A 25110-nucleotide genomic window follows, 5' to 3' on the forward strand; every position below is an offset into this window, starting at 1 on the left:
GCGGCGCGGGTCAGCGCGGCGCTGCCACGATGTCGCGATAGGCATGCCAGGAGGCATGACCAAGAAGTGGCATGGTGATGATGAGGCCGAGGCAGAAAGTGGCGATGCCGGCGGCGCTGAAAAGGACGATGAGTGCACCCCAGCCGATCAGCACGCGCCAATTGACGATGCTGGCGGCGAGCGAGGTGGCAATGGCTTGCGGTACCCCGATATCGCGATCGAGCAGCAGGGGGAATGAGACCACCGAGACGGCGAAGGAGATGCCGGCAAGAATCGCCCCGACGCCGAAACCGACGATCCAGAAGGGCAGGTTCTTTGGCGAGAGCAGCGTATCCAGCACGAAGCTGCTCCAGGAAACGGGCTGGGCACCGAAAAACAGGGCATAGATCAGGATGGCGAGATAGATCCAGACCACCTGAATCAACATGAGAATGAGGCCGAGGGTGAAGATCGGGCCGGGGCGCTGGCGCCAGGAGAGCGCAATGTCGACCAGATTGATCGGCAGGCCTTGTTCCAGGCGCCGGCTGGTTTCGTAAAAGCAGATGCCGAGCAGGGGGGCAAGGAACATGAAGCCGGCGGCGAGCGGCCAGACATAGGGCCAGAGGTCGGCCTGCCAGGCCATGGCGAGGATGAGGAATGAAATCGCGGCGATGCCGATCCCGAAGCAGAGATCGACCGCACGAGCGCGGCGGAAATCCTGCCAGCCGCGGCTCAGCCACATCCAGGTGGCGTCGACCTCGATCCGGTTGATCGGCAGGACGATACCGCGGAACTCGCCCGTGAGTTCGATATCGGCACGCTGCATCGGTTGTTGTTCCTGGGCCATCCCGCCCTCCCATCGACATGGTCCGCCCGGCGTCGGCGAATCCATGGCAGAAAGTTAAAACCGGGGGGCCTCAACCACATTGATCTAGATCAATGCCGGGGGCTGGGATCCGGGTGGAGATAGCGGCACAATGACGCTGCCGTGCGGATTCCCTCGTTCGGCGGCTGGAGAAGTACGTCCATGAAGTGCCTCTATGTCCGACGGATTTGATGTCCTTGCCGCTTTTGCGGCCCATTGCCAGACAGTCACGGTGGCAAATGGCCCTATTTTCCTAGCCTTGTTTCTGGCTGGGTTGGTGGGGTCGGCCAGCCATTGCGTCGGCATGTGCGGGCCCTTCGTTGTGGCGCAGACGGCTGGCCGCATGTCGGCCTTGCCGCTCGAGGGCGGCCCCTTGCGTCACGAGATCCGGCGGCTCGAAGCCAGCCTTGCCTTGCCCTATCAATTGGGGCGCGGCACGACCTATATATTGACCGGGGCCGTTCTGGCGGCACCTTTCAGTGCCGCCGGACAGATCAGCGGCTGGGCCTACCTGGCGCCATCCCTGCTGGCCTTCGCGGCGATCGTCTTTGCGTGGCAGGCCTGGCATGGTTTCGGCCTCCATGCGCCGACGCTCTGGAGCAGCCGCCTCTCATCTATGGCCGGGCCTCTGCTGAAAGCGCCCTTTGGCTGGCGCGGCTATCTTTTGGGTTTGCTGCTGGGTTTTCTCCCCTGCGGCCTGCTTTATGGTGCCTTCGCGGCGGCGGCGGCGACCGCCGATCCGGTCGCGGCGGCGATCGGCATGGCGGGCTTTGTGCTGGGCACCGTTCCGGCGCTCTGGGTCGTTGGCTATCTCGGCGGTCGCGCCGCCGAACGCTGGCGCCCCCTGGCGCGGCGTGCGATGCCTTATGTGGCTGGCTTCAACGCGCTGATCCTGTTCGCGATGGCGGTACGGACGACCTTGCAGGCGTGAGGGTGGAAGGCGCTCATTGCGCGGCGGCGGCGGCGATGACCTGCGTGGCCGGCAGGTCGGCCGCTTTCTTGGTCCGCGATGCCGGGAAGACCAGGCGCATGCAGGTGCCCTGACCGAGCTTGGTATCGAGCTCTATCTCGCCACCATGCAGGCGGATGAGGCCTTGCGTGATCGAGAGGCCGAGGCCGGTGCCGCCGCTATGGCCGGCTCCCGCGATATGCGCCGAGCGCACGCCGAAGGGCGAGAAAAGGTGCGGCAGCAATTGCTCGGGGATGCCGGTGCCGGTGTCGCGCACCGCGATGACCAGTGAATCATCCGCGCGCCAGTCGATCTCGACGGCGACGCTGCCGCCGCTGGGCGTATGCCGCACCGCGTTGCTGACAAGATTGATGAGCATCTGGCTGACGGCGCGGCGGTCACAATTGAGCACGGTCGCATCACCTGGCGGTGGCGCGATCAAGTCGACGCCGCGATCATTTGCGGCCGGGCGGACCATGTTGAGCGCGTCATCGATGAGTGCGCGGATGTCCTGAAACGAGAAGGTCAGTTCCAGCTTCTCGGCCTCGATCTTCGAGAGATCGAGCACATCGCTGATGAGTTCGAGAAGATGATGGCCGCTGCGGTGGATATGCCCCACATATTCCAGGTACCGCTTGTCGCCGATGGCACCATAAATCTCCAATTTCAGGACTTCGGAAAAGCCCAGGATCGCGTTGAGCGGTGTGCGCAATTCATGGCTCATATTGGCAAGAAAGTTCGATTTGACGCGATTGGCGCGCTGCAATTCGATGTTGCGGTTGCGCAATTCGGTCTGGGTCGCCTCCAGCTTGCGCTGCGAGATGCCGATGCGCGAGGCCATCGAATTGAAGGCGGCGGCGAGACTGCCGATCTCGTCCTGGCTGCGCACCATGGCGCGGCTGTCGAATTCGCCGCTTTCAAAGCGCTGCACGGAGGCGGAGAGGGCGCGCAGCGGGCCGATCACGCGCCGCTGCAAAAGCATGTGAATCGTCAATGCGACGATCACAAAAGCGATGAGCGTGATGATGGCCGAGCCGATGAAGGTCTGCGAGATGCGGCCGGCGACACTCGCTACCGGCACCAGATGGATGAGACGCCAATCCGGTCCGCGGATCGAGTTCGAAACGGCAAGGTAGGGCTGGCCCAGAAAATCGGTGACGACGATCCTGCCGTGGCCTGTCTTCCCATCCTCCAGGGCGACCCTGACGTCCGCCAGAGCGGCATCGATCTCGGCCTTGTCGATCTCGGCATAGGCGGCGCTTTCGATATGGTTCTGCCATTGGCCGGCCAGCATGTAATCGCCATGGCGGTCGATCAGAAAATCCTGGGCTTGGGCGAAGGCGGGGTTGACGCTGAGCCGCTCGAAGAGGCCAGCGAGAAAAAAATCATGTCCGACCGTGCCGACCCACTCTCCGGCAATGTCCAGCGGCCGCACGGCGCTGACCATCCAGGACCGGGACACCGGGTCATAGGTCGGCTCGGTCCAATACATCCGTCGGTCCGGATTGACGGCGGGATCGGCGCCCGTGATCCATTCCGTCTTGTTGTAATCATCCTGCGGCGTGGCATCGAAAACATAACGAGGCACCCGCGGCATCATCACGATCATCGAATGCCAGCGTGTCAGCAGCCAGAGGGTATCGAAGCGCGGTAATTGTGCTGCGCCATAGAGCTCGATCACTGGCGCCAGGCGGGCGTGGAAGGCGCGGGTGAAAGGGGTGCGGGGAGTATTCGGGTCGATATAAGTGCCGGCCTGGGTTCGGCCGTCGAAGTGCTTGGGATCCGACCTTATCGACCCATCCGGCTGGGGCACGAAGCTGAGGGCGAAATTGGTGTCGTCTTCCAGCGAAGTCGGCTCGGCCATCTCCCTGGTAATGAAGGTGGACAGCTTCTCGAGGCTGGTTTCAGCCTGCGCCAGATCGGCTTCGATTTCCCTGATTTTGCTGTCCTGAAGGGCGCCGATGACGCGCTTGGCATCTTCGATGGCCGAACGCTCGCTTAGATGGTGCAGCAACAGCGCCGAGGGTACGCCGACCACGAACACGCTGATCGTCAGCGCAGCCATGATCTGGCGCGAGAGCCGCCCCGATACCCAGCGCGTCACGCGTGCTTGCATGTATCCCCCAGCAATGCAGCTATTACTCTTGCGCATGTAGCTTAATAAACCATTGATTTTGCAACACATGACATGGCACGTGATAAAACCGGAAACGGACCTTAACGGGTTGAAAAAAGAGGAAAACTCACGCATTCTCCGCCCTCGAATCGCAGAAAAAAATGAAGTGAATCAAGGAATGAGCAGTCGCAACCTCGCTGCCCAGGCTGATTTGGCCGTGGCCGATACGGCTCCCGCAGGAACCGCCGATCGGGTGGCCGCCAGTTTGAATCTGGGGGTCAATCGCGCCGCCGAGGCCCTCCTCGGCCAGCAGCGTCCGGATGGGCATTGGGCCTTCGAACTGGAAGCCGACGCCACGATTCCGGCCGAATACGTGTTGCTGAAGCACTTCCTCGATGAAATCGACCCGGCGGTCGAAGCCAAGATCGTCCGCTACCTGAAGAATATCCAGGGTGATCACGGCGGCTGGCCGCTCTATCACGGCGGCGCCTTCAACATCTCGGCCTCGGTCAAAGCCTATTACGCCCTGAAATGCTGCGGCGAGGATATCGACAGCCCGCATATGAGCCGCGCCCGCGAGGCGATCCTGGCCTATGGCGGCGCCGTGCGCAGCAATGTCTTCACGCTGATCCAATTGGCGCTGTTCGGTCAGGTGCCGTGGCATGCGGTGCCCAAGATGCCGGTCGAGATCATGCATCTGCCGCGCTGGTTTCCGTTCCATCTCGACAAGGTCAGCTATTGGTCGCGCACGGTGATCGTGCCGCTCCTCGTGCTGATGTCGAAGCAGCCCCAGGCGCGCAACCCGAAGCGGGTGGATGTGCGTGAGCTGTTCCTGGTGCCGCCGGAGCAGGTGACGAATTGGTACAACATGGACCGCAAGGGTGGCTGGGCCGTGTTCTTCCGGGTACTCGACCGCATCCTGCAGCGGACCGATTGGCTGTTCCCCAGGGGCCATCGCCAGAAGGCGATCGACAAGGCGGTCGCCTGGGTGACCGAGCGGCTCAATGGTGAAGACGGCCTCGGCGCCATCTATCCCGCCATGGCCAATTCGGTGATGATGTTCGACATCCTCGGCTATGCCAAGGACCAGCCGGATTACGCCATCGCCCGCGCCTCGATCGAAAAGCTGATGGTGTTCAAGGATGACGAGGCCTATTGCCAGCCTTGCCTCTCACCGGTCTGGGATACCGGCCTCGCGGCGCATGCGCTGCTGGAGGCGGGGGTCGACAAGGCGCGCGTCGCGGCGGCGGCCGATTGGCTCAAGGACCGTCAGATCCTCGATGTCGCCGGCGATTGGGCGGTGCGCTGCCCGGGCGTGCGGCCGGGCGGCTGGGCCTTCCAGTACAACAACGATCACTATCCGGATGTCGACGATACCGCCGTCGTGGTGATGGCGATGGATCGCCTCGATCACGCCCGCTACAAGGACTCGATCGACCGCGCGGTCGAATGGATCCTCGGCCTCCAGAGCAAGAATGGCGGCTGGGGTGCCTTCGACGCCGACAACGAATATTACTACCTCAACCATATTCCCTTCGCCGATCACGGCGCACTGCTGGACCCGCCGACCGCCGACGTTTCAGCGCGCTGCATCTCCATGCTGGCGCAGCTCGGTTATACAATCGAGCATCCCAAGGTGAAGGCGGGCGTCGATTATCTCTTCCGTGAGCAGGAGGCGGACGGCGCCTGGTTCGGCCGCTGGGGCACCAATTACATCTACGGCACCTGGTCGGTGATGTGCGCGCTCAATGCCATCGGCATTCCCGGCGATCACCCGGCGATGCGCAATGCGGTGGCATTCCTGGAGAGCAAGCAGCGCGCAGATGGCGGCTGGGGCGAAAGCGGCGACAGCTATTGGGCCGACAAGCCGCGCGGCGAAGGCCCGGAATCGACGCCGTCGCAAACCGCCTGGGCGGTGCTCGGCCTGATGGCGGCGGGCGATGTCGACAGCGATGTCGTGAAGCGCGGCATCGATTACCTCAACACGACGCAGAAGCCCGACGGCACCTGGGACGAGCAGGAATATACGGCCGTCGGCTTCCCGCGCGTCTTCTATCTGCGCTATCACGGCTACAAGGCCTTCTTCCCGCTCTGGGCGACGGCGCGCTATCGCAATCTGAAACAGGGCAACGCCCAGCACGTCATGTTCGGCATGTGATGTGTGCGGCCGCCCGCATCTCTTTGTTGTCATCCCCCGCGAAGGCGGGGGATCCACGAATTACTTCATTCAGTTGCCCGCAAACTCGTGGATGGCCCGCCTTCGCGGGCCATGACAAAGAAACGTGGCTGTGATGAAACTTGGTGTCGTCACCGGCATGCTGGCGGAAGCAAAGCTGCTGGACGGCTTGGGCCATGATGTCGTCTCTGGCGGCGGCGATCCGGCATCGACCGCTGCCAAAATCGAGCAATTGGTACAAGGCGGCGCCACCCATCTCGTGAGCTTTGGTATAGCGGGCGCCCTTGATCCCGCGTTGAAACCCGGCGATCTGCTGCTGGGTCCCGTCGTCGTGATGCCGGACGGCTCGCGCCTGGAAGCCGATGCGGAATGGCTGGCACGTGCCGGCCATGCTCTGCCACAGGCGCGGGCATTGCCGATTGCCGCTGCGTCGACAGCCATCGCTACCGTCGCGGCAAAGGCAGCACTTCATCAATCCAGCAAAGCCGCGGCGATCGATATGGAAAGCCATCATGTGGCGCTGGCGGCGCGGAAATACGGCCTGCCGTTTCTGGTCCTGCGCGCCATCGCCGATACGGCAGCGGATGATCTGCCGCCGGCGGCTCTGGTGGGACTCAATAAAGAAGGACGGCCCGCGATCGGTGCCGTCCTTCTGTCGCTTCTCAAAAATCCAGGCCAGTTGCCGGCCCTGATCCGCGTCGCCTCGCGCTCGCGCGTGGCGCTGAAGGCCTTACTCGGCGGCCGCGCGGGATTGCTTTAGGCGTTCCTTCTCGGCGTGGATATCCGCCATCGCCTTTTCGACATGGCTTGAGAACACGTATTCGGCCGGGCGCTGATTATCGAGCGAGATGTCGGGCACCATCGGCTTTTCCGTCTCGATGCCCTTGAGCACGACCTTGAGCGCCTTCAGCGGGCTGCGGATCGTGTCCTTCACCGCGCTGCCCTCGAAGCCGGAATGGACCATGCAATCGGCACATTTTTCGTAATTGCCGACGCCGTATTTATCCCACTCGGTGGTTTCCATGAGCTCGGTGAAGGTCTTGGCATAGCCTTCGCCAAGCAGGTAGCAGGGACGCTGCCAGCCGAACACGTTGCGGGTCGGGTTGGCCCAGGGCGTGCAGTGATAGCTCTGGTTGCCGGCCAGGAAATCGAGGAACAGGGTCGATTGGCTGAAGCGCCAGCGCTTGCCGTTCTCGCCGCGGCGGAAGATGTCGCGGAACAGATCCTTGGTCTTCTTGCGGTTGAGGAAATGCTGCTGGTCGGGTGCGCGCTCATAGGCATAGCCCGGCGAGACGGTGATGCCGTTGACGCCCATCGCCATCACGTCGTCGAAGAACTTCGCCGCGCGCTCGGCATCGGTGCCGTCGAAGAAGGTGCAATTGATGTTGACGTTGAAGCCGGCGGCTTTCGCCTTCTTGATGGCGGCGACGGCGGCTTCATAGACGCCGGTCTGACAGACCGATTTGTCGTGCTCGTCCTTCGAGCCGTCTAGATGCACCGACCAGGTGAAATAGGGCGACGGCTTGTAGAGATGCATCTTCTTCTCGAGGAGAAGCGCATTGGTGCACAGATAGATCGAGCGCTTCTGCTCGTTGATCAGGCGGTCGACGATCTCCGGCAATTCCTTGTGCAGCAGCGGTTCGCCGCCGGCGATCGAGACGACCGGCGCGCCGCATTCCTGCGCGGCTGCAAGCGCGTCATCGACCGAGATGCGCTTGTTGAGGATCTCTGCCGGGTAATCGATCTTGCCGCAGCCGGCGCAAGCGAGGTTGCAGCGGAACAACGGTTCCAGCATGAGCACGAGCGGATAGCGCTTGCGGCCAAGGAGATGCTGCTTCACCACATAGGCGCCGACACGGATGGCCTGGCGAATGGGAACGGACACGGTGGCGATCTCCTTTTACTTAACCGAATTCTAAACGTCGTCTGGTATCGATGGGGACTAGTTCGCGCTTACTGCGCGGCGGCTGGCGTATCGGCCAGTTCCGGCGGCAGGCGGAAACGGACATTCTCTTCGACGCCGGCCAGCAATTCCAGCCGCACGTCGCGCAATTCCTTCAATTTGGCCACCAGATCCTGGACCAGGATATCCGGGGCCGAGGCGCCCGCGGTCACGCCGACCGCCTGGACGCCATTCAGCCATTCATCGCGCAATTGCGTGGCGTCTTCGATCAGATAGCTGCGCACGCCGAGCTCTTCGGCCAATTCCTTGAGTCGATTCGAGTTCGAGGAATTGGGCGCGCCCACGACCAGAATGACGTCGACTTCGGTCGCGAGCTTGCGCACCGCCGTCTGCCGGTTCTGCGTGGCGTAGCAGATGTCCTTGGTATCGGGGCCGACGATGGTCGGGAAACGCGCACGCAACGCCTCAATGACGCTCCGGGTGTCGTCGACCGACAAGGTGGTCTGGGTGACGAAGGCCAGCTTGTCCGGGTCCTCGACCTCAAGCGTCTCGACATCTTTCGCAGTCGAGATCAGCAGCACGCCGCCGGGAATCTGGCCCATCGTGCCTTCGACTTCCGGATGGCCGGCATGGCCGATCAGGATCACCTGGCGGTCCTGATTGGCATAACGGGTACCCTCGTTATGGACCTTGGAAACCAGCGGGCAGGTGGCGTCGATCACGTTGAGGCCGCGGTCATGAGCCGATTGCACCACGGCCTTGGAGACGCCATGCGCGCTGAAGATGGCAAAGCGGCCTTCCGGAATTTCGTCCAGCTCTTCAACGAAGACGGCACCCTTGGCGCGCAGGCCTTCGACCACGTGCCGGTTGTGCACGATCTCGTGCCGCACATAGACCGGTGGGCCAAATCGCTCGATCGCGCGCTCGACGATCTCAATAGCGCGTTCCACGCCTGCACAGAAGCCGCGCGGCTGAGCCAGAACTACCCGCATTCCTAAAAACCCGTCTGTTCCACTAAACGACAATAACCCAGTGTGGCGCTTGGTCTTTGCGCCTTTCCGCATGGACAACGCATATGCAGCGAAAACAAGGGCTAGGGGTCTGTTTACACAGAATCGCCATGTTTGCCTACTAGAAAGCGGGCATGGCTCAGGTGCGCTACACAGGGGTGGCGGTTGCTGCGCAATAATCTAATAAATTCGTCAACCATTTGGGTGATTATGGATCTTTTAGGCTCTGTCCCGAGTTGGAAAGGGGTGGCACTTGAGCGGGGTTTTGCCTATAAGCACCCGGATTCGAATGACCTTGAATAGTCACAGCGGCCGGTAGGATGGCTTCCGTCATACTCCCGGTTTGTGGCGCTTCGGAGTCCGATTAACAGATTATTTTGGTAAAAGGCCTATCCCTTGACCAGTAAGACCCCTTTGCTCGACCGCGTGGCCACGCCAGCGCAATTGCGCCAGCTGGACCCCTCCGATCTGCGCCAATTGGCCGACGAACTGCGTCAGGAAACCATCGATGCCGTCTCCGTGACAGGCGGGCATCTGGGCGCCGGGCTCGGCGTGGTCGAACTGACCGTGGCGATTCATTACGTCTTCGATACCCCCTATGACCGCCTGATCTGGGATGTCGGGCACCAGGCCTATCCGCACAAGATTCTGACCGGCCGCCGCGACCGGATTCGCACCCTCCGGCAGGGCGGCGGTCTTTCCGGATTCGTGAAGCGCTCGGAATCGGAATACGACCCCTTCGGCACGGCCCATTCCTCTACCTCGATCTCCGCAGCACTTGGCATGGCCGTGGCCAGCGAGCTGCAGGGCCGCAAGCGCGCCGCCATCGCGGTCATCGGCGACGGTTCGATGTCGGCCGGCATGGCCTATGAGGCGATGAACAATGCCGGCTCGCGCGACACCAAGCTGATCGTCATCCTCAACGACAACAACATGTCGATCGCGCCGCCTGTTGGGGCATTGTCTGCGTACCTTTCCCGATCATTGTCCTCGACCTCGTTCCGTTCGCTGCGCCATTTTGCCAAGGACGTCTCGCGCATCCTGCCCGATCGCCTGCAGAAGATGGCGGCGCGGGCTGAGGAATATGCCCGCGGCATCATCTCCGGCGGCGGCACGCTGTTCGAAGAGCTCGGCTTCTATTACGTGGGCCCCATCGACGGCCATAACATCGACCATCTGCTCCCCGTCCTGCAGAACCTCGCGAAGTCGGACGAGCCGGGTCCGGTTCTTGTCCATGTGGTGACGCAGAAGGGCAAGGGCTATGCCCCGGCCGAGAACTCGGCCGACCGCTATCACGGTGTGGTGAAGTTCGACGTCGAAACCGGCGTGCAGCAGAAATCGGCCCCGAAGGCGCCCAGCTATACCGGCGTCTTCGCCAAGGCGTTGATTGCCGAGGCCCGCGCCGATGACCGCATCGTCGCGGTGACGGCGGCCATGCCGGGCGGGACCGGCCTCGACGCCTTCGGCAAGGAATTCCCCGACCGCACCTTCGATGTCGGCATCGCCGAGCAGCATGCAGTCACCTTCTGCGCCGGCATGGCGACCGAGGGCATGAAGCCGTTCTCGACCATCTATTCGACCTTCCTGCAGCGCGGCTATGACCAGGTGGTCCATGACGTCGCCATTCAGAGCCTGCCGGTCCGCTTTGCCATCGACCGCGCTGGCCTGGTCGGCGCCGACGGACAGACCCATGCCGGCAATTACGACGTCACCTATCTCGGCTGTCTGCCGAATTTCGTGCTGATGGCGCCTTCGGACGAGGTCGAGTTGATGCATATGGTGGCGACTGCCGCCGCCATCGACGACCGTCCCAGCGCCTTCCGCTATCCGCGTGGCGAGGGCATCGGTCTCGAATTGCCGGCTCGTGGCGAGGTCCTGCCGCTCGGCAAGGGTCGCATCGTGCGCGAAGGCTCGAAGATCGCGATTCTTTCCTACGGCACGCGCCTTACCGAAGCATTGAAGGCCGCGGACGAATTGGGCGCCAAGGGGTTGAGCTGCACGGTCGCCGATGCCCGTTTCTGCAAGCCGCTCGACGAGGACCTCATCAAGCGGCTGGCTCGCGAACACGAAGTCTTGATCACGATCGAGGAAGGTGCCATTGGCGGATTCGGTGCGCACGTCCTACATTTCATGGCGAAGGCGGGGATCCTGGACAGAGGATTGAAAGTCAGACCCATGGTAATTCCGGATATCTGCATCGACCACGATGCGCCGCAGAAGCAATATGACGTGGCCTGCCTCAATGCACGCCACATTGTCAGCGAAGTTCTGGCGGCCCTGGGTGTTGCCGAGGCGAGTATCCGCGCATGATCTCGCGGCGTCATCTGCTCGGCACCGCGCTCATCCTCGGTGCCGGGGCCGCGCTCTTGCCGCGCGCTTCGTCGGCTGCTGCCGGCGACGAGCCGGTCGTCCTGATCCAGCGCTTCTACGACACGCTGCTCGAATGCATGAAGCGCGGGCCGGAGCTCGGCTTCGATGGCCGTTTTGCCCTGGTGCAGCCGGTTCTCAACGATGTCTTTGACGTTGCTACCATGTGCCGGATCGCGGTCGGACCCGACTGGACGCTGATGCCGGGCGACAAGAAGGGCGAATTGCTGCAGACCTTCGATCGCTACATCATCACCACCTATGCCGGGCGTTTCCGCAGTTTCAACAATCAGAAATTTGATGTGGGCGAAGCAAAGCCCGCTGGCGATGGGCGCGTATTGCTGCACACCAAATTGCTGCGCTCGAACGGCGAGCCGGTCGAACTCAATTATCTGTTCCGTTTCAACGACAATACCTGGCGGGTGATCGACATTTACCTCGCCGGCGCCATCTCGCAGATGGCGCAGTTGCGGTCGGAATTCGCCCAGAGCTTGCGCCAGGGCGGCGCCGATGCGCTGATGGCATCCCTCGAAGAAAAGATTCTCGACCTCAAAAAAGAGTCCTGAGCGGCTCCTATTCCTGCGTCTTGGGCGGCTTACCGAGCATCGCCGGCAGGAAGGCAAAGATCACCGTCAGGACGACACCCAGCGCAATCAGCAGCAGCAATCCCATCCGCGACGTGCCGGGATGGCTCGACAGGGCCAGGCTGCCGAACGACGCCGCCGTGGTCAATGCGCTGAACAGAACGGCACGTGCCGTGCCCGTCGATAGCGGCATGGCCACACCGCGTCGCCAGTTCACCACGAAATAGATGTCGTAGGCGACGCCGATGCCAAGCAGCAGCGGCAAGGCAATGACATTTGCAAAGTCGAGCTTCAGCCCGAAAGCCACGCACAGGATGATCGTGGCAAGCGTCGCCAGTAACAGCGGTAGCAGCACATAGACTACGTCGAGCACGCGCCGCAGGATCACGATGAGCAACAGCGTTATGGCGACGAGGGCGGTCAGCGTCGCCATCTGGAACGCCTTGGTGACGGCGCGGCCAGATTCATAAATCTGCACCGCCGGACCTGTGGCGTGGGGCGCCACGTTGCGGACGGCGTTGACGAAGGCGGCCAGAACCGCGTTGTCGTTGCTGTCGCCCTTGGGCATGACGGTGAGGCGCCAGGAACCGTCCGGCGCGATCCATTCCGATTTGATTTCGGCAGGCAATGTTTCGACGCTCAAGGGCGCCGCCGAGAGCGAGGTTGCCAGCATCTTGATGCGCGGCGTCAGGCCGTCGACCAGCATGCGCTGCAGGACTGGATAAAGCCCGGGATCGGCTGCCGCCGCCTGATCCAGCAGCCGCGCCAATTGCTGCGCCTTGTCGGAAGAAGGCATGGCGAGGCGTAGATTGGCGGCGCATTGGCGGAAGGCAGCGCGGATTTCCTCGTCGCTGGGCGGCTCTCGCACCGAAAGCGGCTCCAAGCTGAGCCCCATCAGCAATTCGAGATCGCCGAGAATGGCGAGCTTCGGTTCCTGGTCCGCCGGCACGAAAGTGCTCGCCGACAGGACGGCATAGACCTCCGGCAGGGCCTTCAACTGGTTCTTCAGCGTCTCGGCGGCCTCGGCATCGGGCGCCAGGATTTCGATTGCATAGGGCGAGCGGATCGGATCCTTCATGAGGTCGTTGATCGCCGCCATCGATTCGACACGCGGATCCTTGAGATGGAGCGGGTGAAAGTCGAATTCCAGGCGTGGCAACAGGACGAGGCCGGCGAGGGCCACCACGACCCAGAAGGCAATGACCGGCCAGCGATGCCGGGCCAGGAAAGTGTCGAGCGGACCGGTCCAGGCCATTGCCATGTCGTTGCCGGCAATGCGTGGTTTCAGCAAGGCGAGGATCGCCGGCAGGAGCGTCACGTTGAGGATAAGGGTGATCGCCATGCCGGCCGTGGCGATGACGCCCAGTTCGGAAACACCCCGGTAATCGGTCGGGATAAAGGCGGCAAAGCCGACCGCTGTCGCTATGGCGGCGAGGGTCAGGGGCCGCGCCATCACGGCACCCGCGCGCCTTAACGGCTCGGCCTGACCTTCGATCACTTCCTGGCCGAACCGCACGCCGTATTGGATTCCGAAATCGATCGAGAGGCCGATGAACATGACGGCGAATGCGATCGAGATGAGGTTGAGCTGGCCCACGGCGACCGTCGCAAAGGCAAAGGTCAGGACGAGGCCGATGAGCAGCGTCGCGAAGGTGGCGAAGATCAGCTTGAACGAGCGCAGCGCCAGGAACAAAAGTCCCAGAACCAGCACGATCGACAGGACCAGGGCAAAGCCCATGCCTTCCGAGACGGTCGCGAATTCATCGTCATTGAGGGCGGCCTGGCCGGTCAGGCGCACGCTGACACCGGTCTCCGGCGTCAAATTGAGTTCCTTCACCGCCTCGCGCACATAGGCACTGGCCGCCGCCGAGGGTTTCAGGCTGGTGAAGTTCCGGTTGGGCTGGGTGAGGATCAGCTTGCGCAATTCGCGCGGTTCGGCCTGCCGGTCCAGCATCAGCGCCTGCCAGGACATCGCCTGCCGCCCGCCGGCGAGCGCGTCGCTCAAGGTGGCGGCGATTTGTGCCAGCGGCTTTTCCAACCGCGAAACATCGGCCGAATTCTGCATCACCCCCTGCATGGCCAGGGACAGGACGTCGAAGAGGCCGCGCAAGGACGGGTCCTGGCTCAGCGATCCGATGAACGGCTGGGCCTCGATCACGGCATTGGCGATCTTCTGCACCTGCTCGGTCGGCAGGAACAGCAGCCCATCGCGCTGGAAGAAGGCGCCGCCATCGGGGCGCCGCGCCGTCGCGAAGAGATCGGGCCGCGCCTGGATACGTTCGAACAAGGCAGCAGCCGCGTCTTCGGCGATATCCGGCGTCTGGCCGTCCACCATCACCACCAGCAGGCCGATATTTTGCGGAAAGAGCGCATTGAACTTGGCCAGTTCCTGCCGCCAGGAGAGATCCGGCGAGATCATGTTGGTGGTGTCGGTGTCGAAACTGATATTGCGCGCGGTATAGGTGCCGGCCGCCGCCGTCAGCAGCAGCATTCCCAGAACGAAGCTGCGGGCATAGCGGACGCTCCAGGCGACGATTGCGGCGAAAAGCCGATCCAGCATGTGATTAAATCTCGCGATAAAGAAGAAGGATGATGCCCACCAGGGCAAGGAAACTGGGCCACAACCAGCCGCCGATGCGCTGCACGCTGCCGTCCATACGCAATTCCAGCCATCGGGTCCAGCCCGCCCAGATGCCGAGGACGGCAATGGGCAGATGCGTCATTTCGAGCAGCAGCAGCTCTCTCACATTGGCGATCGAATGCGAATGCGTGAGCAGCATCGTACCGCCCGCAGCACAGAGCAGGGGAAACACGTAACTGGCCCAGCGCCGCGCCATGATTCCGCTCCGCACGCTCCATTCAAAGAGGGCAAAGGCGGTAATCAGTACCATGAACAGCTTGTGCTGGATGTATTCCGGGTCGCGCAGGCTTTCTCCCAGACTCAGCGATCCGAAGGGCCAGCCTTCGGCTTCCGAGCGCAGGAACAGGAACCCGGCCATGAGGATGAACAGCAGCGGCCAGTGCCGCGCCCAGCGCGCGCGCCCGGTTTTCTCGGCCAAAGCGAGGATTCCGATCAGCAGGACGAAGACGCCGGAGATGTGGTGGTTGTATTCCGACCAGGCGATGTCTTCGGCATTTCGGGGAAGGGGCACGCCGCTGCCGGGAACATAGGCCTGCATGTGCTGGGCGCCGATCGCCTCGGCGGCGCGGATCTGGCGTTGTTCCTCATAGAAAGCGAGGCTTTCCTTGTCCGGGCTGGTCAAGGCGGGCCAGCGCGGCTCCAGCCGTTCCAGGATGTCCCGCGCCGTCGCGCGGCCTTCAACGAGATCGATCGCCGGCGGCAGCGAGGTGATCGAGGCGGCGACCAGCAGGATCGATATGCCGATCCCGATTTCGACTTCGACGAAACGTTTGAGCCTTGGCAATGCGGTGCTGAAGCCGCTCTGCAATTGCCGCACGGCGAGGGCGTTGAAGAGACCCAGCCCGAGGAGGCTGACGAACAGGATGCTCTTGGTGCCAAGCATCATGCCATAGGCGGTGCCATACACCGCTTCGGTCGAGCCGACATAGAACACCAGCATCAGCAAGCCGGATATGAGGATGGCCGCTACACCGGCCATCGACATGGCCGAATAACGCTGCGCCACGGCGGCCAGGGCGGCGCCCTGCGGCAGCATCTTCAGCGTGCCGAGAAAGGCCGGCAAGCCGCCGATCCAGATCGCGGCGCCGGCATGATGGAGGCCGGTGGCCAGGAACAGAACCGCCTGGTCCTCCAGCCGCGCCGCGGCATGCGAGGTCGCCATGCCTGCGGCAAGATCGACCAGCGCAAGCGCCGGCAGAAAGACGCCCAGTGATTTTTGCCGCCAGAGCAAGACCAGCGCCAGGAATCCCGCCACGATCCGCACGCTCTGGGCCAGGGCATAGGAACCGCCCATGGCGTGCGCATAGTCGCCGTCGATGGTGCCGGCCAGAATGACGACATGCGCCCAAAGGCTGACGGCCAGAATGGCCAGCAGAACGGCCACGGCGTAAAAGGCAATCCGGCGGGCCAGCGCGGCAATGCGATCCGCATCCGCGCCGAGCGTCGCTGCCAAAGGCTGCGCCAGAAGGGCCAGGAATAGAACCGATCCCAGATAGAAACATTGCGCGGCGCGGCCGAAGCCCGCCAGCAGCACGGTGAGGAACCCGAAAATGTCGAGCAACAGTGCCACGATGCGGGTGTCAGGGTGCGATGGAGAAGGGGACGTCGCCCCGGGTGATGTGACCGTCGGAAGCCAGCACCTGCCAGCGCAGAACATAGGCGCCTGGCGCAATGCCGGCGGCGATCCCTTTCAGCATGTCCGGCGCTTCGTCGGGCACAATCGCGACATCGCGGGCGGTTCCGTCCGCGGCGATCAGGGTCAGTTTCGACCGTTCGGCATCGATGCGGACATTGTAGGTGAAGGCAATGGCGATCTCAGGTCCGGCAAGGACGGCGCCGGCTTGCGGCTCCGATTTGACGATGATGGCATGCGCTGAAGCAGGCATGGGCGTAGCGACGGCAAACGTCGCCAGGATAAAAATCCTTTTAAAATTTCGCCACATGGTCAATGCCTTAGCGCCCGCTGACTGCCGTGAACTGGCTGCCGCTACATAGCAGACCAAGCGGCGGAAGTCACCTTTGGCCAGCGGCCAGGGTCACTGCGGCAAAGCGAGATCAAGCGCGTGCCGCCAGGGTTTGATGACCGTCGCGGGCTGGGAATTGGGGACCGTCACGGCAAGGCTCCGCAGCATGATGGCGAGCGAGACGCCCATGATCTTGAGATCGGCGAGATAAGGCGATCCGTCCGGGTCCCCCACCAGCCAATCCACCGGCCAATCCTCGCCACCCGCGCGGGCCTTGGACCGGACCCAGGCCATGCCGCGCGGTCCGGCATGGCTATCCAGGACGTTGAGCGCGAGGTCGGGATAGCGGTGCTTCAGGCGTCCCAAGGCGTCGTGGACAAGGCCGCAGAAGCCGGTGTCGAACGAGGTGCGGTCAGTGGCATCGTATTGCCGCCAATGCTGGCCCGCCGCAAAGCGAGCCAGCGGGGCGAAGCGCCGGCAATCGGTATCCGGTTCCGGCGCGGCGATGGTTGCGTCGAAGAAGGTGCGAATATAGCTTGCGGCGTCCGCCCAGGCCGGGGTGACGCTACCTGCCAGAAGTGTGGCGGCGGCAATGGCGGCGGCCAGAGATCGACGATCGAACATGAGAACAGAACTACCACGCAATGGACATCACGGCATATGACTGAGCATCCCTCTCTGGCCTCCTCAGGGCAACATGTCCTGGTAACGGGTGGCTGCGGCTTCATCGGCCGGCATCTGGTGTCCTTGCTCGCCGCGCGGGGCGACCGGGTGCGGGTGCTCGACCTCGCCGATTGGCCGCACAAGGCCGATCCACTGCCGCCCCATGTCGAAATGCGACGTGGGTCGATCCAGGATCAGGCAACACTCAACCGGGCCTGCCTCGGAATCGATACGGTGTTCCATCTGGCCGCCAATCCCAATCTCTGGGCGCCGGATCCCCGGACCTTTCACGCGGTCAATTACGAAGGCACCTTGCGCGTGCTCGACGCCGCCGCCGCGGCCAAGGTCGGCCGTTTCGTCTACACCTCGACGGAATCGATCCTCAAGAACATCAATGCGCCGCGTATGTCGCAGGCGGCCCTGATCGACGAACGCGTGGATCATGGCGAGGAGGATGTGCCGGGTCCTTACTGCCGCTCGAAATTCCGTGCCGAGAAAGCGGCGCGCGACGCGGCGCAATCGGGCCTTCCCGTGGTCATCGTCAATCCCACCATGCCGATCGGCCCCGGCGATCTTACGCTGACTCCGCCCACCAAGATGATCCTGGGCTTCCTGAACGGGACGACACCGGCCTATCTCGCCTGCGACTTCAATCTGGTGGATGCGCGTGACGCGGCATTGGGCCATGTCCTCGCGGCACAATACGGCCGTATCGGCGAGCGCTACATCCTCGGCCATGAAAACCTCAGCCTTGTTCATCTGCTTGAAGAACTGGGCCGATTGAGCGGCCTTTCTATGCCCAGACAGCGCGTGCCCTATTGGCTGGCCTATGTCTCGGCTCTGGTGAGCGAGGGCCTCGCCAATCTGACCAAGAAGCCGCCCATGGCGCCCTTGACCGGCGTGCGCCTCGCGCGTTCTTCCATGGCCTTCGATTGCCGCAAGGCGCAGGCGGAACTGCATTGGCAATGTCGGCCCTTGGCCCAGTCCCTGATCGATACGATCAAGGACCTCGATCGGCGCGGGCTCCTGACCCGGAAATTGAAAGTGTCTCTTTAGGGCGTGAGGCCCGAGACCAGTGGCGGCATGCTGGTATTGGCCGCCACGTTGTAGATGAATCCTCGCGCGGGATAGACGCTGCCATAGACGCCGGCCTCGACATTGTAGAAACGGGGCATGGTCCAGTCATTGGCAGGCGAGGCATCGAACACGGCCTGGCCTTGGACGACCTGGCCGGGCAACCAATTGGCATGGTCGACCAGGATCTCGCGGGAGTTGAGCACTTGCGTCACCACGGCGACATGGCCGCTGCGCAGCCGGTCGGTCTGGTCAAGGACCAGCACGGCGCCGGGGGCGGGCAGGGCCCCGCGCTGATAGCGGCCATTGGCGCCTTCCCACCAGGTGAAGGCATCCCCGTATAGCTCGATGCCGGAGACCAGCCGGGCATAGGGCACGCATTGCATGTTGCCGGTATAGGGCGCGGTCGGCCGGCTGTAAGTCGGTCCGGTAATGTCGAGGAAGACGCCGGAATAGCGTGGCTCGACCTGGGGCGGCTCAAGTGTCGGACTGCAGGCGGCCAAGCCGACCGCCGTCAGCGCCGACATCGTCCCGCGCATCACCCAGGATGAGGAAGTGGCCTGTTTCCGCATGTTTCCCGCATCAACTCGATTCGTGGCGTTCTCGCAATCATGCTAGTCGAAAATGAGACAGTGGCAAGTCACGCCCCCATTAGGATGAGGGCAGGTCACCAAAATGTATCGGGACGCGCGGCTGGAGAGGGGCCTCCATGCGGCCGCATCTGGGCTGGCCGGAACAGGGCCGCGAGACGGCAATTTGATATTATGTTGCGCTGCACAAAAATACTTTTGCAGCTGCATTCAGAGGCTGTAGGCTGATTTGTCCAAAATCAAAAGATCAGGCGTTGGAGGGAGCATGCGGAATGCGAAGCGGGCAGGGACGGGCGGCGATGCTGCGCTGGCATTGCGGGTGAAGGCAACCTTGCGCAAACCCACCGTCAAAGGTTCCGCCGGCACGCGCTCCGCCCTGGAACCGGGCCTGAAGCCGCTTGAGCGGATGTTCCCGCTCGACCGCTCTTTCGATGTGTCGAAAGCCGAGCGCGATCTCAAATCCGTGTTCGGTGACCTCGCTGGCTTGCGCGAGCGCAATCCCTTCGGCAATTCAGTGAAGCTCCTGGCACTCGAAGTGGGCAAGCGGCTGGAGAAGGGCCAACTGACACTCGGCAGTATCGAAACGCTGATCCAGGAACTGACCGCGGCCGGTTTTGCCCATCGTGCCGAGCGCCTTGGTACTTATCTCGGCGAATGCGACCCGAAGCGCAACGAGGCGCGGCTGCGCGCGGCCTTTCAAGCTCTGGCTGCCGGGTCGCGGCGGCCGGGTGGGGTGGGGAAGGCGAAGCGCATTTCCTTTGCCAGCTTCAAGGCGGCGGTCGAGCGGGAATTGTTCGGCATCGTCATCACCGCGCATCCGACCTTCAGCCAGTCGCATGAGATGGTGCGGCTGCTGGCGGAACTCGGCCTCAACCGGGATGCCGATGGCGGCAAGCTTTCGCCGGCGCGGCGGCGCAAGATTCTGGGCGACATGCGCGCGGTCGAACACCGCCCACCGCAACCCCTCGATCTTGCCTATGAGCACGACATGTCGGTAGCGGCGATCGCCAATATCCAGACAGCGCTGCGCCGCGCCTACGAGATCGCTCTTGAAGTCGCAGCCGAGCACTACCCGGATGAATGGGAACAGCTCTCGCCGCGCCTCATCACGGTGGCGAGCTGGGTCGGTTACGATCTCGATGGCCGCTCCGACATCAAATGGAGCGACACGCTGTTCAAGCGCCTGAAGATTCAGGTGCTGCAATTGCGGCGCTATATGCGCGCGGTCGAAGCCTTGCGTGCCGAACTCGGTGGCCGGCGCGCCCAGGTCGAGCTTCAGCATCTCATGGAATTGCTGGAGAGCCGTCTGGCACTCGCGATCAAGGAAGCCGAGGACGAGATCGATGTCTTCCAGGGCGGCAAGAAGGAGGGCGAATCCCCTGCCGCCTGGGCCGAGGAAGTGCGCCGCATCGCCAAGCGCATGCATGAGGGGCGCGACCTCAGGCTGATCGACGCGGCGCAATTGCTGGAACTCATTGAGCGGGCATTGGCTTTGTCCGACAAGGCCGAGCACCGCCGGCAACTGATCATCCTCCGCGCCGAGATTTCCAATCATGGTCTCGGCATGGCGCATACCCATGTGCGCCTCAACGCCGTGCAGATCCACAACGCGATCCGCAAACTGATCGGCATGGAAACCGCGCCGGACGATCCGGCGCACAAGCGCTCTTACATGTCGGCGATCGCCAAGCTGCTGCGGGACGTGAAGCCGGTGCAGATCAATTTTGCATCGATCCTGGCGGAACGCACCTCGGCGAAGCGGCTCTTCATGATCGTCGCCAAGATGCTGAAATATATCGATGCCAACGTGCCGGTGCGTTTTCTGATCGCCGAAACGGAATCGCCGCTGACGCTCCTCTCGGCGCTCTATTTTGCCAAGCTGTTCGGGGTCGAGAACAAGGTCGACATCTCGCCCTTGTTCGAAACCACCAAGGCTTTCGAGCGCGGCGTGCGCGTGATCGACGAATGCCTGCAGAACCCGAGCTATGCCGCCTATGTGCGCAAGCGCGGGCGGCTCTGCATCCAGACTGGTTTTTCCGATGCGGGCCGGCATCTCGGCCAGACGGTGGCGGCGATCTCGGTCGAATGGCTGCGCCTGAAATTGGCCGATCTCATGCGACAGCGCGGCTTCGACGACATCGAACTGGTGATCTTCGACACCCATGGTGAGTCGATCGGCCGTGGCGGTCATCCGGAGAATTTCGAGGCGAGGCTGGAATATGTCGCCTCGCCGGTGAGCCGCCAGCATTTCGCCCAGGCCGGCATCCGGGTGAAGGAGGAAACCAGTTTCCAGGGCGGCGACGGCTATCTCTATTTCATCACGCCGGACATCGCGCTTGCATCGGTGACGCGGATTCTCGAATACATGCTGCCCATTCCGATGGACGACATCGGATCCGATCCCGCCTATCGGCAGGACGAGGATTACGTCAAGGAATTCTTCATCACCATCCGCCGCTTCAATGAGGCGGTGATGGATGACCCGGCCTATGCCGCCTTGCTGGATACCTTTGGCGGCAATCTGCTCTTCATCAGCGGCTCACGTCCGGTGAAGCGCGAGCATGAAGGCCTGGCCCAGCGCGTCAATCTCACCCATCCTTCGCAGATGCGTGCCATTCCGCATAACGGCATCCTGCAGCAGCTCGGTTATTTCGCGAATACTTTGGGTGGGGTGGGGCAGGCGATCGCCCGCGATCCGGAACGCTTCCAGCGGCTCTACAAATCCTCGCCGCGCTGCCGGCGCCTGATGGGCATGGTCGAATGGGCCCTGGCCTTCACCGATCTCGAAGCGCTTAAATGTTATGTCGATCTCTTCGACCCCGGCCAATGGCTCTCGCGTGCCTATCAGGCGAAGGACCCAACGGCGGCCGCCGAGCTCCGGCATGTGGCCGAACATCTCGAAGGCGAAAAGATCTACGAGCCGCTCGCCAGGATCTATCGCATCTTCCAGCGCGATATGCTGGATCTGCGCGACGGCCTTGCCCTGGTTGGTCTGCCGGGACCGAAGATCAGCGAGGAAGCGCGTCAAGATCTCCGCCTGATGCATGGCCTGCGCATCGCACTCATCATGCGAGTCTTCACGCTCAGCGCGCATATCCCCGACTTCTCGGACCAGCACAACATTACCCGGGGTCAGCTCATTTCAAAGATTTTCCACCTCGAGATCGACGACGCCATGCGCAAGCTCACCTCGATCTTCCCCAAGGTCGAACAACTGCGTTTCGAGGGCGATTTCGGCGAGGCGGCGACCTATGTGGGCGATTGGAGTCAGACCTATGAACGCGAGCATCAGGCGATTTTTGGTCCTATCGCCGGGCTCTATACCCTGGTCCGTCGCCTGAGTTCCGGAATCATCCATACCGTCGGCGCCATGGGATGATCTAGCCCATCCTTGCCGACCCATCCCCCCGGCGTGTTATTGCTATTGGCATCACACGCTTGGGGGAATGGATATGAAGATCGCTTTTGTCTCGAAGCCGGCTGCCGATGCGCCGGTTCTGGCCCTGCTTCTGGCCGATGACCGCAAGCTGGGGACGCGCGCCGCGGCGCTCGACCGGGCCTGCGGTGGCGCCATTACCCGTGCGCTCGGCAGTCCTCGTTTCAAGGCCAAGAAGGGCGAGATCCTGGACCTCATTGCGCCGACCGGCCTCAAGGCCCGCCGCATTGTCCTGCTGGGTCTTGGCTCGCCCAAGGAACTGACCTTCCAGGTCGCGCGCAGTTGCGGCGGCGCCCTTGCCGCGCATCTCCTCGCTGAACGCGAGGTGAAGGCGACCCTGCTGGTCGACCATCCCACAGGAGTCAAGCTGGACGAGGCACATCTGGCTGCCGAGCTAGCCTGCGGTGTCCGTCTGCGCAATTACCGTTTCGACCGCTTCTTCACCGAGAAGAAGGAGGATCGGCCGGATCCCCTCACCGGTCTTGATCTGGTCGTCAGCCAGCCGGCGGCGGCGGAGAAGGCGTCCAAGCGGCCGGCGGCAATCGCGACCGGGGTCGAGTTCGCGCGCGACCTCACCAACGAGCCGCCCAATGAGCTTTACCCGGAGAGTTTCGTCGCGCGCGCCAAGGCGCTCACCGCCCTCGGCATCAAGGTCGAAGCACTGGACGAAAGGCAGATGGCACGCCTCGGCATGAATGCGCTGCTGTCGGTCGGCAAGGGTTCGGCGCGCCCGCCACGGCTCCTGGTCCTGCAATATGAAGGGGCACGCCCCGGCAAGGCTGGCCCGCTGGCTTTCGTCGGCAAGGGTGTCTGCTTCGATTCAGGTGGCCTGTGCCTGAAGCGAGGCAATGCCATGTTCGACATGAAGGGCGATATGGCTGGCGGCGCCGCCGTCATGGGGCTGATGCGAGCGCTGGCCGAGCGCAAGGCCAAGGTGCATGCCGTGGGCGTCGTCGGCCTGGTCGAGAACATGCCCTCGGGCACCTCGTTCAAGCCCAGCGACATCGTCAAAACGATGGCCGGGCGCACCATTGAAATGCTGGATACCGATGCGGAAGGCCGTCTGGTTCTGATCGACGCGCTTTATTACACGGCCTCTCGTTTCAAGCCGCGCTCGATCATCGATCTGGCGACCCTGACTTACTCCGTGCAGGCCGCGTTGGGCACGGTCTTTGCCGGTCTCTTCGCCACGGATGATAGCCTCGCGCAGGAATTGCTGGCTGTGGGCCAGGCGGTGAACGAGCGCTTCTGGCGCTTGCCGCTCGACAAGGACTACGACACACATCTCGAGTCCAAGATTGCCGACATCAAGCATCATGCCGAGGATTCGGAATCCGCCGATGCGGCCCATGCCGCCGCATTGCTGAAGCAATTCGTCGACGGCCGCCCCTGGGCGCATCTCGATATCGCGGGCAAGGAATTCCGGCCCAAGGACGATCCGATCGGGCCGGCGGGGGCCACCGGCTTCGCCGTGCAGCTTCTGGAGGAGTTTGTGGCGCGCCGGGAAAGCGGCAATTAAACGCCATGGAGGTCAACTAATATATTGATTTATATAAATAAAGACCCGACCTATCGATGCTTTCTATAGAATTTACCCATGCCACTCATAGGCAAAGAACTGGATGACGCGGAATTGTAACCAAAGCATCATCCGGACTGCGCAGATCGTCGCCAATTTCCGGGCGCCGCGCTGGGCGGTCCTACACAGGGAAGGATGAGTCGATGAAAAAAGAAACGATTTCGCGCCGTTTGGCGCTTATGGGTATGGCGGCTTTGAGCGGGGTGACGGCAATTGGTTTCGCCAGCGCGCCGGCTGTCGCCGAAGATGTCGTGGTGAAGGTGTACACCGCGATCGAAGAAGAACAGATGCCCCCCTACAAGGAGGCTTTCGAGGCCGCCAATCCGGGGATCAAGATCGAATGGCAGCGTGACTCGACCGGCGTCATCACCGCGCGCCTGCTCGCCGAAAAAGATAATCGTCAGGCCGATATGATCTGGGGCCTCGCCGCCAGCTCGCTGATGGTGCTCGACAACGAAGGCATGCTGGATGGCTACAAGCCGGAAGGCTACGATCAAATCAAAGACGACTTCAAGGATCGCCGGACCGATACGCCGACCTGGATCGGCATGGACGCCTGGGCCTCGGCCATCTGCTTCAACACGGCCGAAGCGGAAAAGCTTGGCTTGCCCAAGCCGACCAGCTGGAAGGATCTGCTGAACCCGATCTATGCCGGCCATATCGTGATGCCGAATCCGGGTTCTTCCGGCACCGGATTCCTCTCGGTCGCGGCCTGGCTGCAGATGTTCGGGGAAAAGGGCGGCTGGGAATACATGGACGCTCTTCATGCCAACATGAACAGCTATACGCATTCCGGCTCCAAGCCCTGCAAGGCGGTGGGCGCCGGCGAATATCCGCTCGGCATCTCGTTCTCCTATCCGGGCGTGAAGCTGATCAATGACGGTGCGCCGCTTGAAGTCATCCTGCCCAGCGAAGGCTTGGGCTGGGAGATGGAAGCGACGGCGATCATGAAGGGCACCGACAAGCTCGATGCCGCCAAGAAGATTGCCGATTTCGCCGCCAGCGCGGAGGCCAACAAGCTTTACAACGGCTATTACCAGGTGTTGGCGCGCAAGGATGTTGAAGCGACCCTGCCGGAGAATTATCCGGCCAACGAGCAGGATCTGATGCTCTCGCCCAACAACTTCGAATGGGCGGCGAAGAACCGTGAAGCCATCCTGACCGAATGGCAGAAGCGCTACGGCTCGAAGGATCAGCCCAAGAGCTGATCGTCG

At 62.5% G+C, this 25110-nt stretch carries 18 protein-coding genes; 9 read left to right on the forward strand and 9 right to left on the reverse strand.

Annotated features, from left to right (window positions below; translation table 11 throughout):
• Nucleotides 1-10: 10 nt before the first annotated feature.
• The gene (locus ACE3PR_RS17575; protein ID WP_374374614.1) at nt 11-826 is read right to left on the reverse strand and encodes a DUF2189 domain-containing protein; all 816 of its coding nucleotides are present in this window, start codon (nt 824-826) and stop codon (nt 11-13) included.
• Nucleotides 827-1019: 193 nt separating this feature from the next.
• On the opposite strand from ACE3PR_RS17575, the gene ACE3PR_RS17580 reads away from it, so the two are divergent.
• A complete protein-coding gene (locus ACE3PR_RS17580; protein ID WP_374374616.1) occupies nt 1020-1775 on the forward strand; it encodes a sulfite exporter TauE/SafE family protein in 756 nt (251 codons plus the stop codon).
• Nucleotides 1776-1788: 13 nt separating this feature from the next.
• Here the strand turns inward: ACE3PR_RS17580 and ACE3PR_RS17585 are convergent, their stop codons facing one another.
• Nucleotides 1789-3909, reverse strand: coding sequence for an ATP-binding protein (locus ACE3PR_RS17585; RefSeq protein WP_374374618.1), 2121 nt, complete (start codon nt 3907-3909; stop codon nt 1789-1791).
• A gap of 178 nt (nt 3910-4087) precedes the next feature.
• Here ACE3PR_RS17585 and shc point away from each other — a divergent pair, with 178 nt between their 5' ends.
• Nucleotides 4088-6067: a squalene--hopene cyclase gene (gene shc, locus ACE3PR_RS17590; protein ID WP_374374621.1), complete on the forward strand. Its 1980-nt coding sequence runs from the start codon at nt 4088-4090 to the stop codon at nt 6065-6067.
• Nucleotides 6068-6200: 133 nt separating this feature from the next.
• Entirely contained in the window at nt 6201-6845 is a 645-nt protein-coding gene (locus ACE3PR_RS17595; RefSeq protein ID WP_374374624.1) for a hypothetical protein, read from the forward strand.
• Here the strand turns inward: ACE3PR_RS17595 and hpnH are convergent.
• The gene (hpnH, locus tag ACE3PR_RS17600; protein ID WP_374374626.1) at nt 6816-7970 is read right to left on the reverse strand and encodes an adenosyl-hopene transferase HpnH; all 1155 of its coding nucleotides are present in this window, start codon (nt 7968-7970) and stop codon (nt 6816-6818) included. The genes ACE3PR_RS17595 and hpnH overlap by 30 nt on opposite strands.
• Before the next feature lie 68 nt (nt 7971-8038).
• Nucleotides 8039-8980, reverse strand: coding sequence for a 4-hydroxy-3-methylbut-2-enyl diphosphate reductase (ispH, locus tag ACE3PR_RS17605; protein ID WP_374374628.1), 942 nt, complete (start codon nt 8978-8980; stop codon nt 8039-8041).
• Between the two features lie 414 nt (nt 8981-9394).
• Here ispH and dxs point away from each other — a divergent pair, with 414 nt between their 5' ends.
• Together dxs and ACE3PR_RS17615 are read left to right on the forward strand one after the other, a co-directional pair.
• Nucleotides 9395-11308 carry a 1-deoxy-D-xylulose-5-phosphate synthase gene (gene dxs, locus ACE3PR_RS17610; RefSeq protein ID WP_374374630.1) on the forward strand — a complete coding sequence of 638 codons (1914 nt, stop codon included), beginning with the start codon at nt 9395-9397 and terminating at the stop codon, nt 11306-11308.
• Nucleotides 11305-11931 carry an ABC transporter substrate-binding protein gene (locus tag ACE3PR_RS17615; RefSeq protein WP_374374631.1) on the forward strand — a complete coding sequence of 209 codons (627 nt, stop codon included), beginning with the start codon at nt 11305-11307 and terminating at the stop codon, nt 11929-11931. Before dxs ends, ACE3PR_RS17615 begins: the two co-directional genes overlap by 4 nt.
• A 7-nt stretch (nt 11932-11938) precedes the next feature.
• Here ACE3PR_RS17615 and ACE3PR_RS17620 read toward each other — a convergent pair whose 3' ends face one another.
• The 4 genes from ACE3PR_RS17620 to ACE3PR_RS17635 form a co-directional block, all read right to left on the reverse strand.
• Complete coding sequence (locus tag ACE3PR_RS17620; protein WP_374374632.1) at nt 11939-14509, reverse strand: MMPL family transporter; 2571 nt, start codon at nt 14507-14509, stop codon at nt 11939-11941.
• 4 nt (nt 14510-14513) lie between these two features.
• Nucleotides 14514-16160, reverse strand: coding sequence for a copper resistance D family protein (locus tag ACE3PR_RS17625; protein ID WP_374374635.1), 1647 nt, complete (start codon nt 16158-16160; stop codon nt 14514-14516).
• 10 nt (nt 16161-16170) lie between these two features.
• Entirely contained in the window at nt 16171-16476 is a 306-nt protein-coding gene (locus ACE3PR_RS17630) for a copper resistance protein CopC (RefSeq protein WP_374374637.1), read from the reverse strand.
• A 150-nt stretch (nt 16477-16626) separates the two neighbouring features.
• Nucleotides 16627-17178 carry an ABC transporter substrate-binding protein gene (locus ACE3PR_RS17635; RefSeq protein WP_374374639.1) on the reverse strand — a complete coding sequence of 184 codons (552 nt, stop codon included), beginning with the start codon at nt 17176-17178 and terminating at the stop codon, nt 16627-16629.
• A gap of 36 nt (nt 17179-17214) precedes the next feature.
• On the opposite strand from ACE3PR_RS17635, the gene ACE3PR_RS17640 reads away from it, so the two are divergent.
• Nucleotides 17215-18273 (forward strand): NAD-dependent epimerase/dehydratase family protein, encoded by a 1059-nt coding sequence (locus ACE3PR_RS17640; RefSeq protein WP_374374641.1) that lies wholly within the window; start codon nt 17215-17217, stop codon nt 18271-18273.
• Here the strand turns inward: ACE3PR_RS17640 and ACE3PR_RS17645 are convergent.
• Nucleotides 18270-18863: a CHAP domain-containing protein gene (locus ACE3PR_RS17645; protein ID WP_374374644.1), complete on the reverse strand. Its 594-nt coding sequence runs from the start codon at nt 18861-18863 to the stop codon at nt 18270-18272. The genes ACE3PR_RS17640 and ACE3PR_RS17645 overlap by 4 nt on opposite strands.
• Nucleotides 18864-19146: 283 nt before the next feature.
• On the opposite strand from ACE3PR_RS17645, the gene ACE3PR_RS17650 reads away from it, so the two are divergent.
• The 3 genes from ACE3PR_RS17650 (at nt 19147) to ACE3PR_RS17660 (ending at nt 25104) form a co-directional block, all read left to right on the forward strand.
• Nucleotides 19147-22260, forward strand: coding sequence for a phosphoenolpyruvate carboxylase (locus ACE3PR_RS17650; protein ID WP_374374647.1), 3114 nt, complete (start codon nt 19147-19149; stop codon nt 22258-22260).
• A gap of 73 nt (nt 22261-22333) precedes the next feature.
• On the forward strand, nt 22334-23836 hold the full coding sequence (locus ACE3PR_RS17655; RefSeq protein ID WP_374374649.1) for a leucyl aminopeptidase: 1503 nt from the start codon (nt 22334-22336) through the stop codon (nt 23834-23836).
• A gap of 203 nt (nt 23837-24039) precedes the next feature.
• Nucleotides 24040-25104 (forward strand): putative 2-aminoethylphosphonate ABC transporter substrate-binding protein, encoded by a 1065-nt coding sequence (locus ACE3PR_RS17660; protein ID WP_374374650.1) that lies wholly within the window; start codon nt 24040-24042, stop codon nt 25102-25104.
• The last annotated feature ends 6 nt before the right edge of the window (nt 25105-25110 follow it).

It is taken from the genome of Dongia sp., from assembly GCF_041909655.1.
Taxonomy (GTDB): Bacteria; Pseudomonadota; Alphaproteobacteria; order Dongiales; family Dongiaceae; genus Dongia.

Coding starts and splice junctions, on each gene's coding strand:
- ACE3PR_RS17575 (WP_374374614.1), bottom strand. CDS start 826: ATGGCCCAGGAACAACAACCGATGCAGCGTGCCGATATCGAACTCACG.
- ACE3PR_RS17580 (WP_374374616.1), top strand. CDS start 1,020: ATGTCCGACGGATTTGATGTCCTTGCCGCTTTTGCGGCCCATTGCCAG.
- ACE3PR_RS17585 (WP_374374618.1), bottom strand. CDS start 3,909: ATGCAAGCACGCGTGACGCGCTGGGTATCGGGGCGGCTCTCGCGCCAG.
- shc (WP_374374621.1), top strand. CDS start 4,088: ATGAGCAGTCGCAACCTCGCTGCCCAGGCTGATTTGGCCGTGGCCGAT.
- ACE3PR_RS17595 (WP_374374624.1), top strand. CDS start 6,201: ATGAAACTTGGTGTCGTCACCGGCATGCTGGCGGAAGCAAAGCTGCTG.
- ispH (WP_374374628.1), bottom strand. CDS start 8,980: ATGCGGGTAGTTCTGGCTCAGCCGCGCGGCTTCTGTGCAGGCGTGGAA.
- ACE3PR_RS17615 (WP_374374631.1), top strand. CDS start 11,305: ATGATCTCGCGGCGTCATCTGCTCGGCACCGCGCTCATCCTCGGTGCC.
- ACE3PR_RS17620 (WP_374374632.1), bottom strand. CDS start 14,509: ATGCTGGATCGGCTTTTCGCCGCAATCGTCGCCTGGAGCGTCCGCTAT.
- ACE3PR_RS17630 (WP_374374637.1), bottom strand. CDS start 16,476: ATGCCTGCTTCAGCGCATGCCATCATCGTCAAATCGGAGCCGCAAGCC.
- ACE3PR_RS17635 (WP_374374639.1), bottom strand. CDS start 17,178: ATGTTCGATCGTCGATCTCTGGCCGCCGCCATTGCCGCCGCCACACTT.
- ACE3PR_RS17640 (WP_374374641.1), top strand. CDS start 17,215: ATGACTGAGCATCCCTCTCTGGCCTCCTCAGGGCAACATGTCCTGGTA.
- ACE3PR_RS17645 (WP_374374644.1), bottom strand. CDS start 18,863: ATGCGGAAACAGGCCACTTCCTCATCCTGGGTGATGCGCGGGACGATG.
- ACE3PR_RS17650 (WP_374374647.1), top strand. CDS start 19,147: ATGCGGAATGCGAAGCGGGCAGGGACGGGCGGCGATGCTGCGCTGGCA.
- ACE3PR_RS17655 (WP_374374649.1), top strand. CDS start 22,334: ATGAAGATCGCTTTTGTCTCGAAGCCGGCTGCCGATGCGCCGGTTCTG.
- ACE3PR_RS17660 (WP_374374650.1), top strand. CDS start 24,040: ATGAAAAAAGAAACGATTTCGCGCCGTTTGGCGCTTATGGGTATGGCG.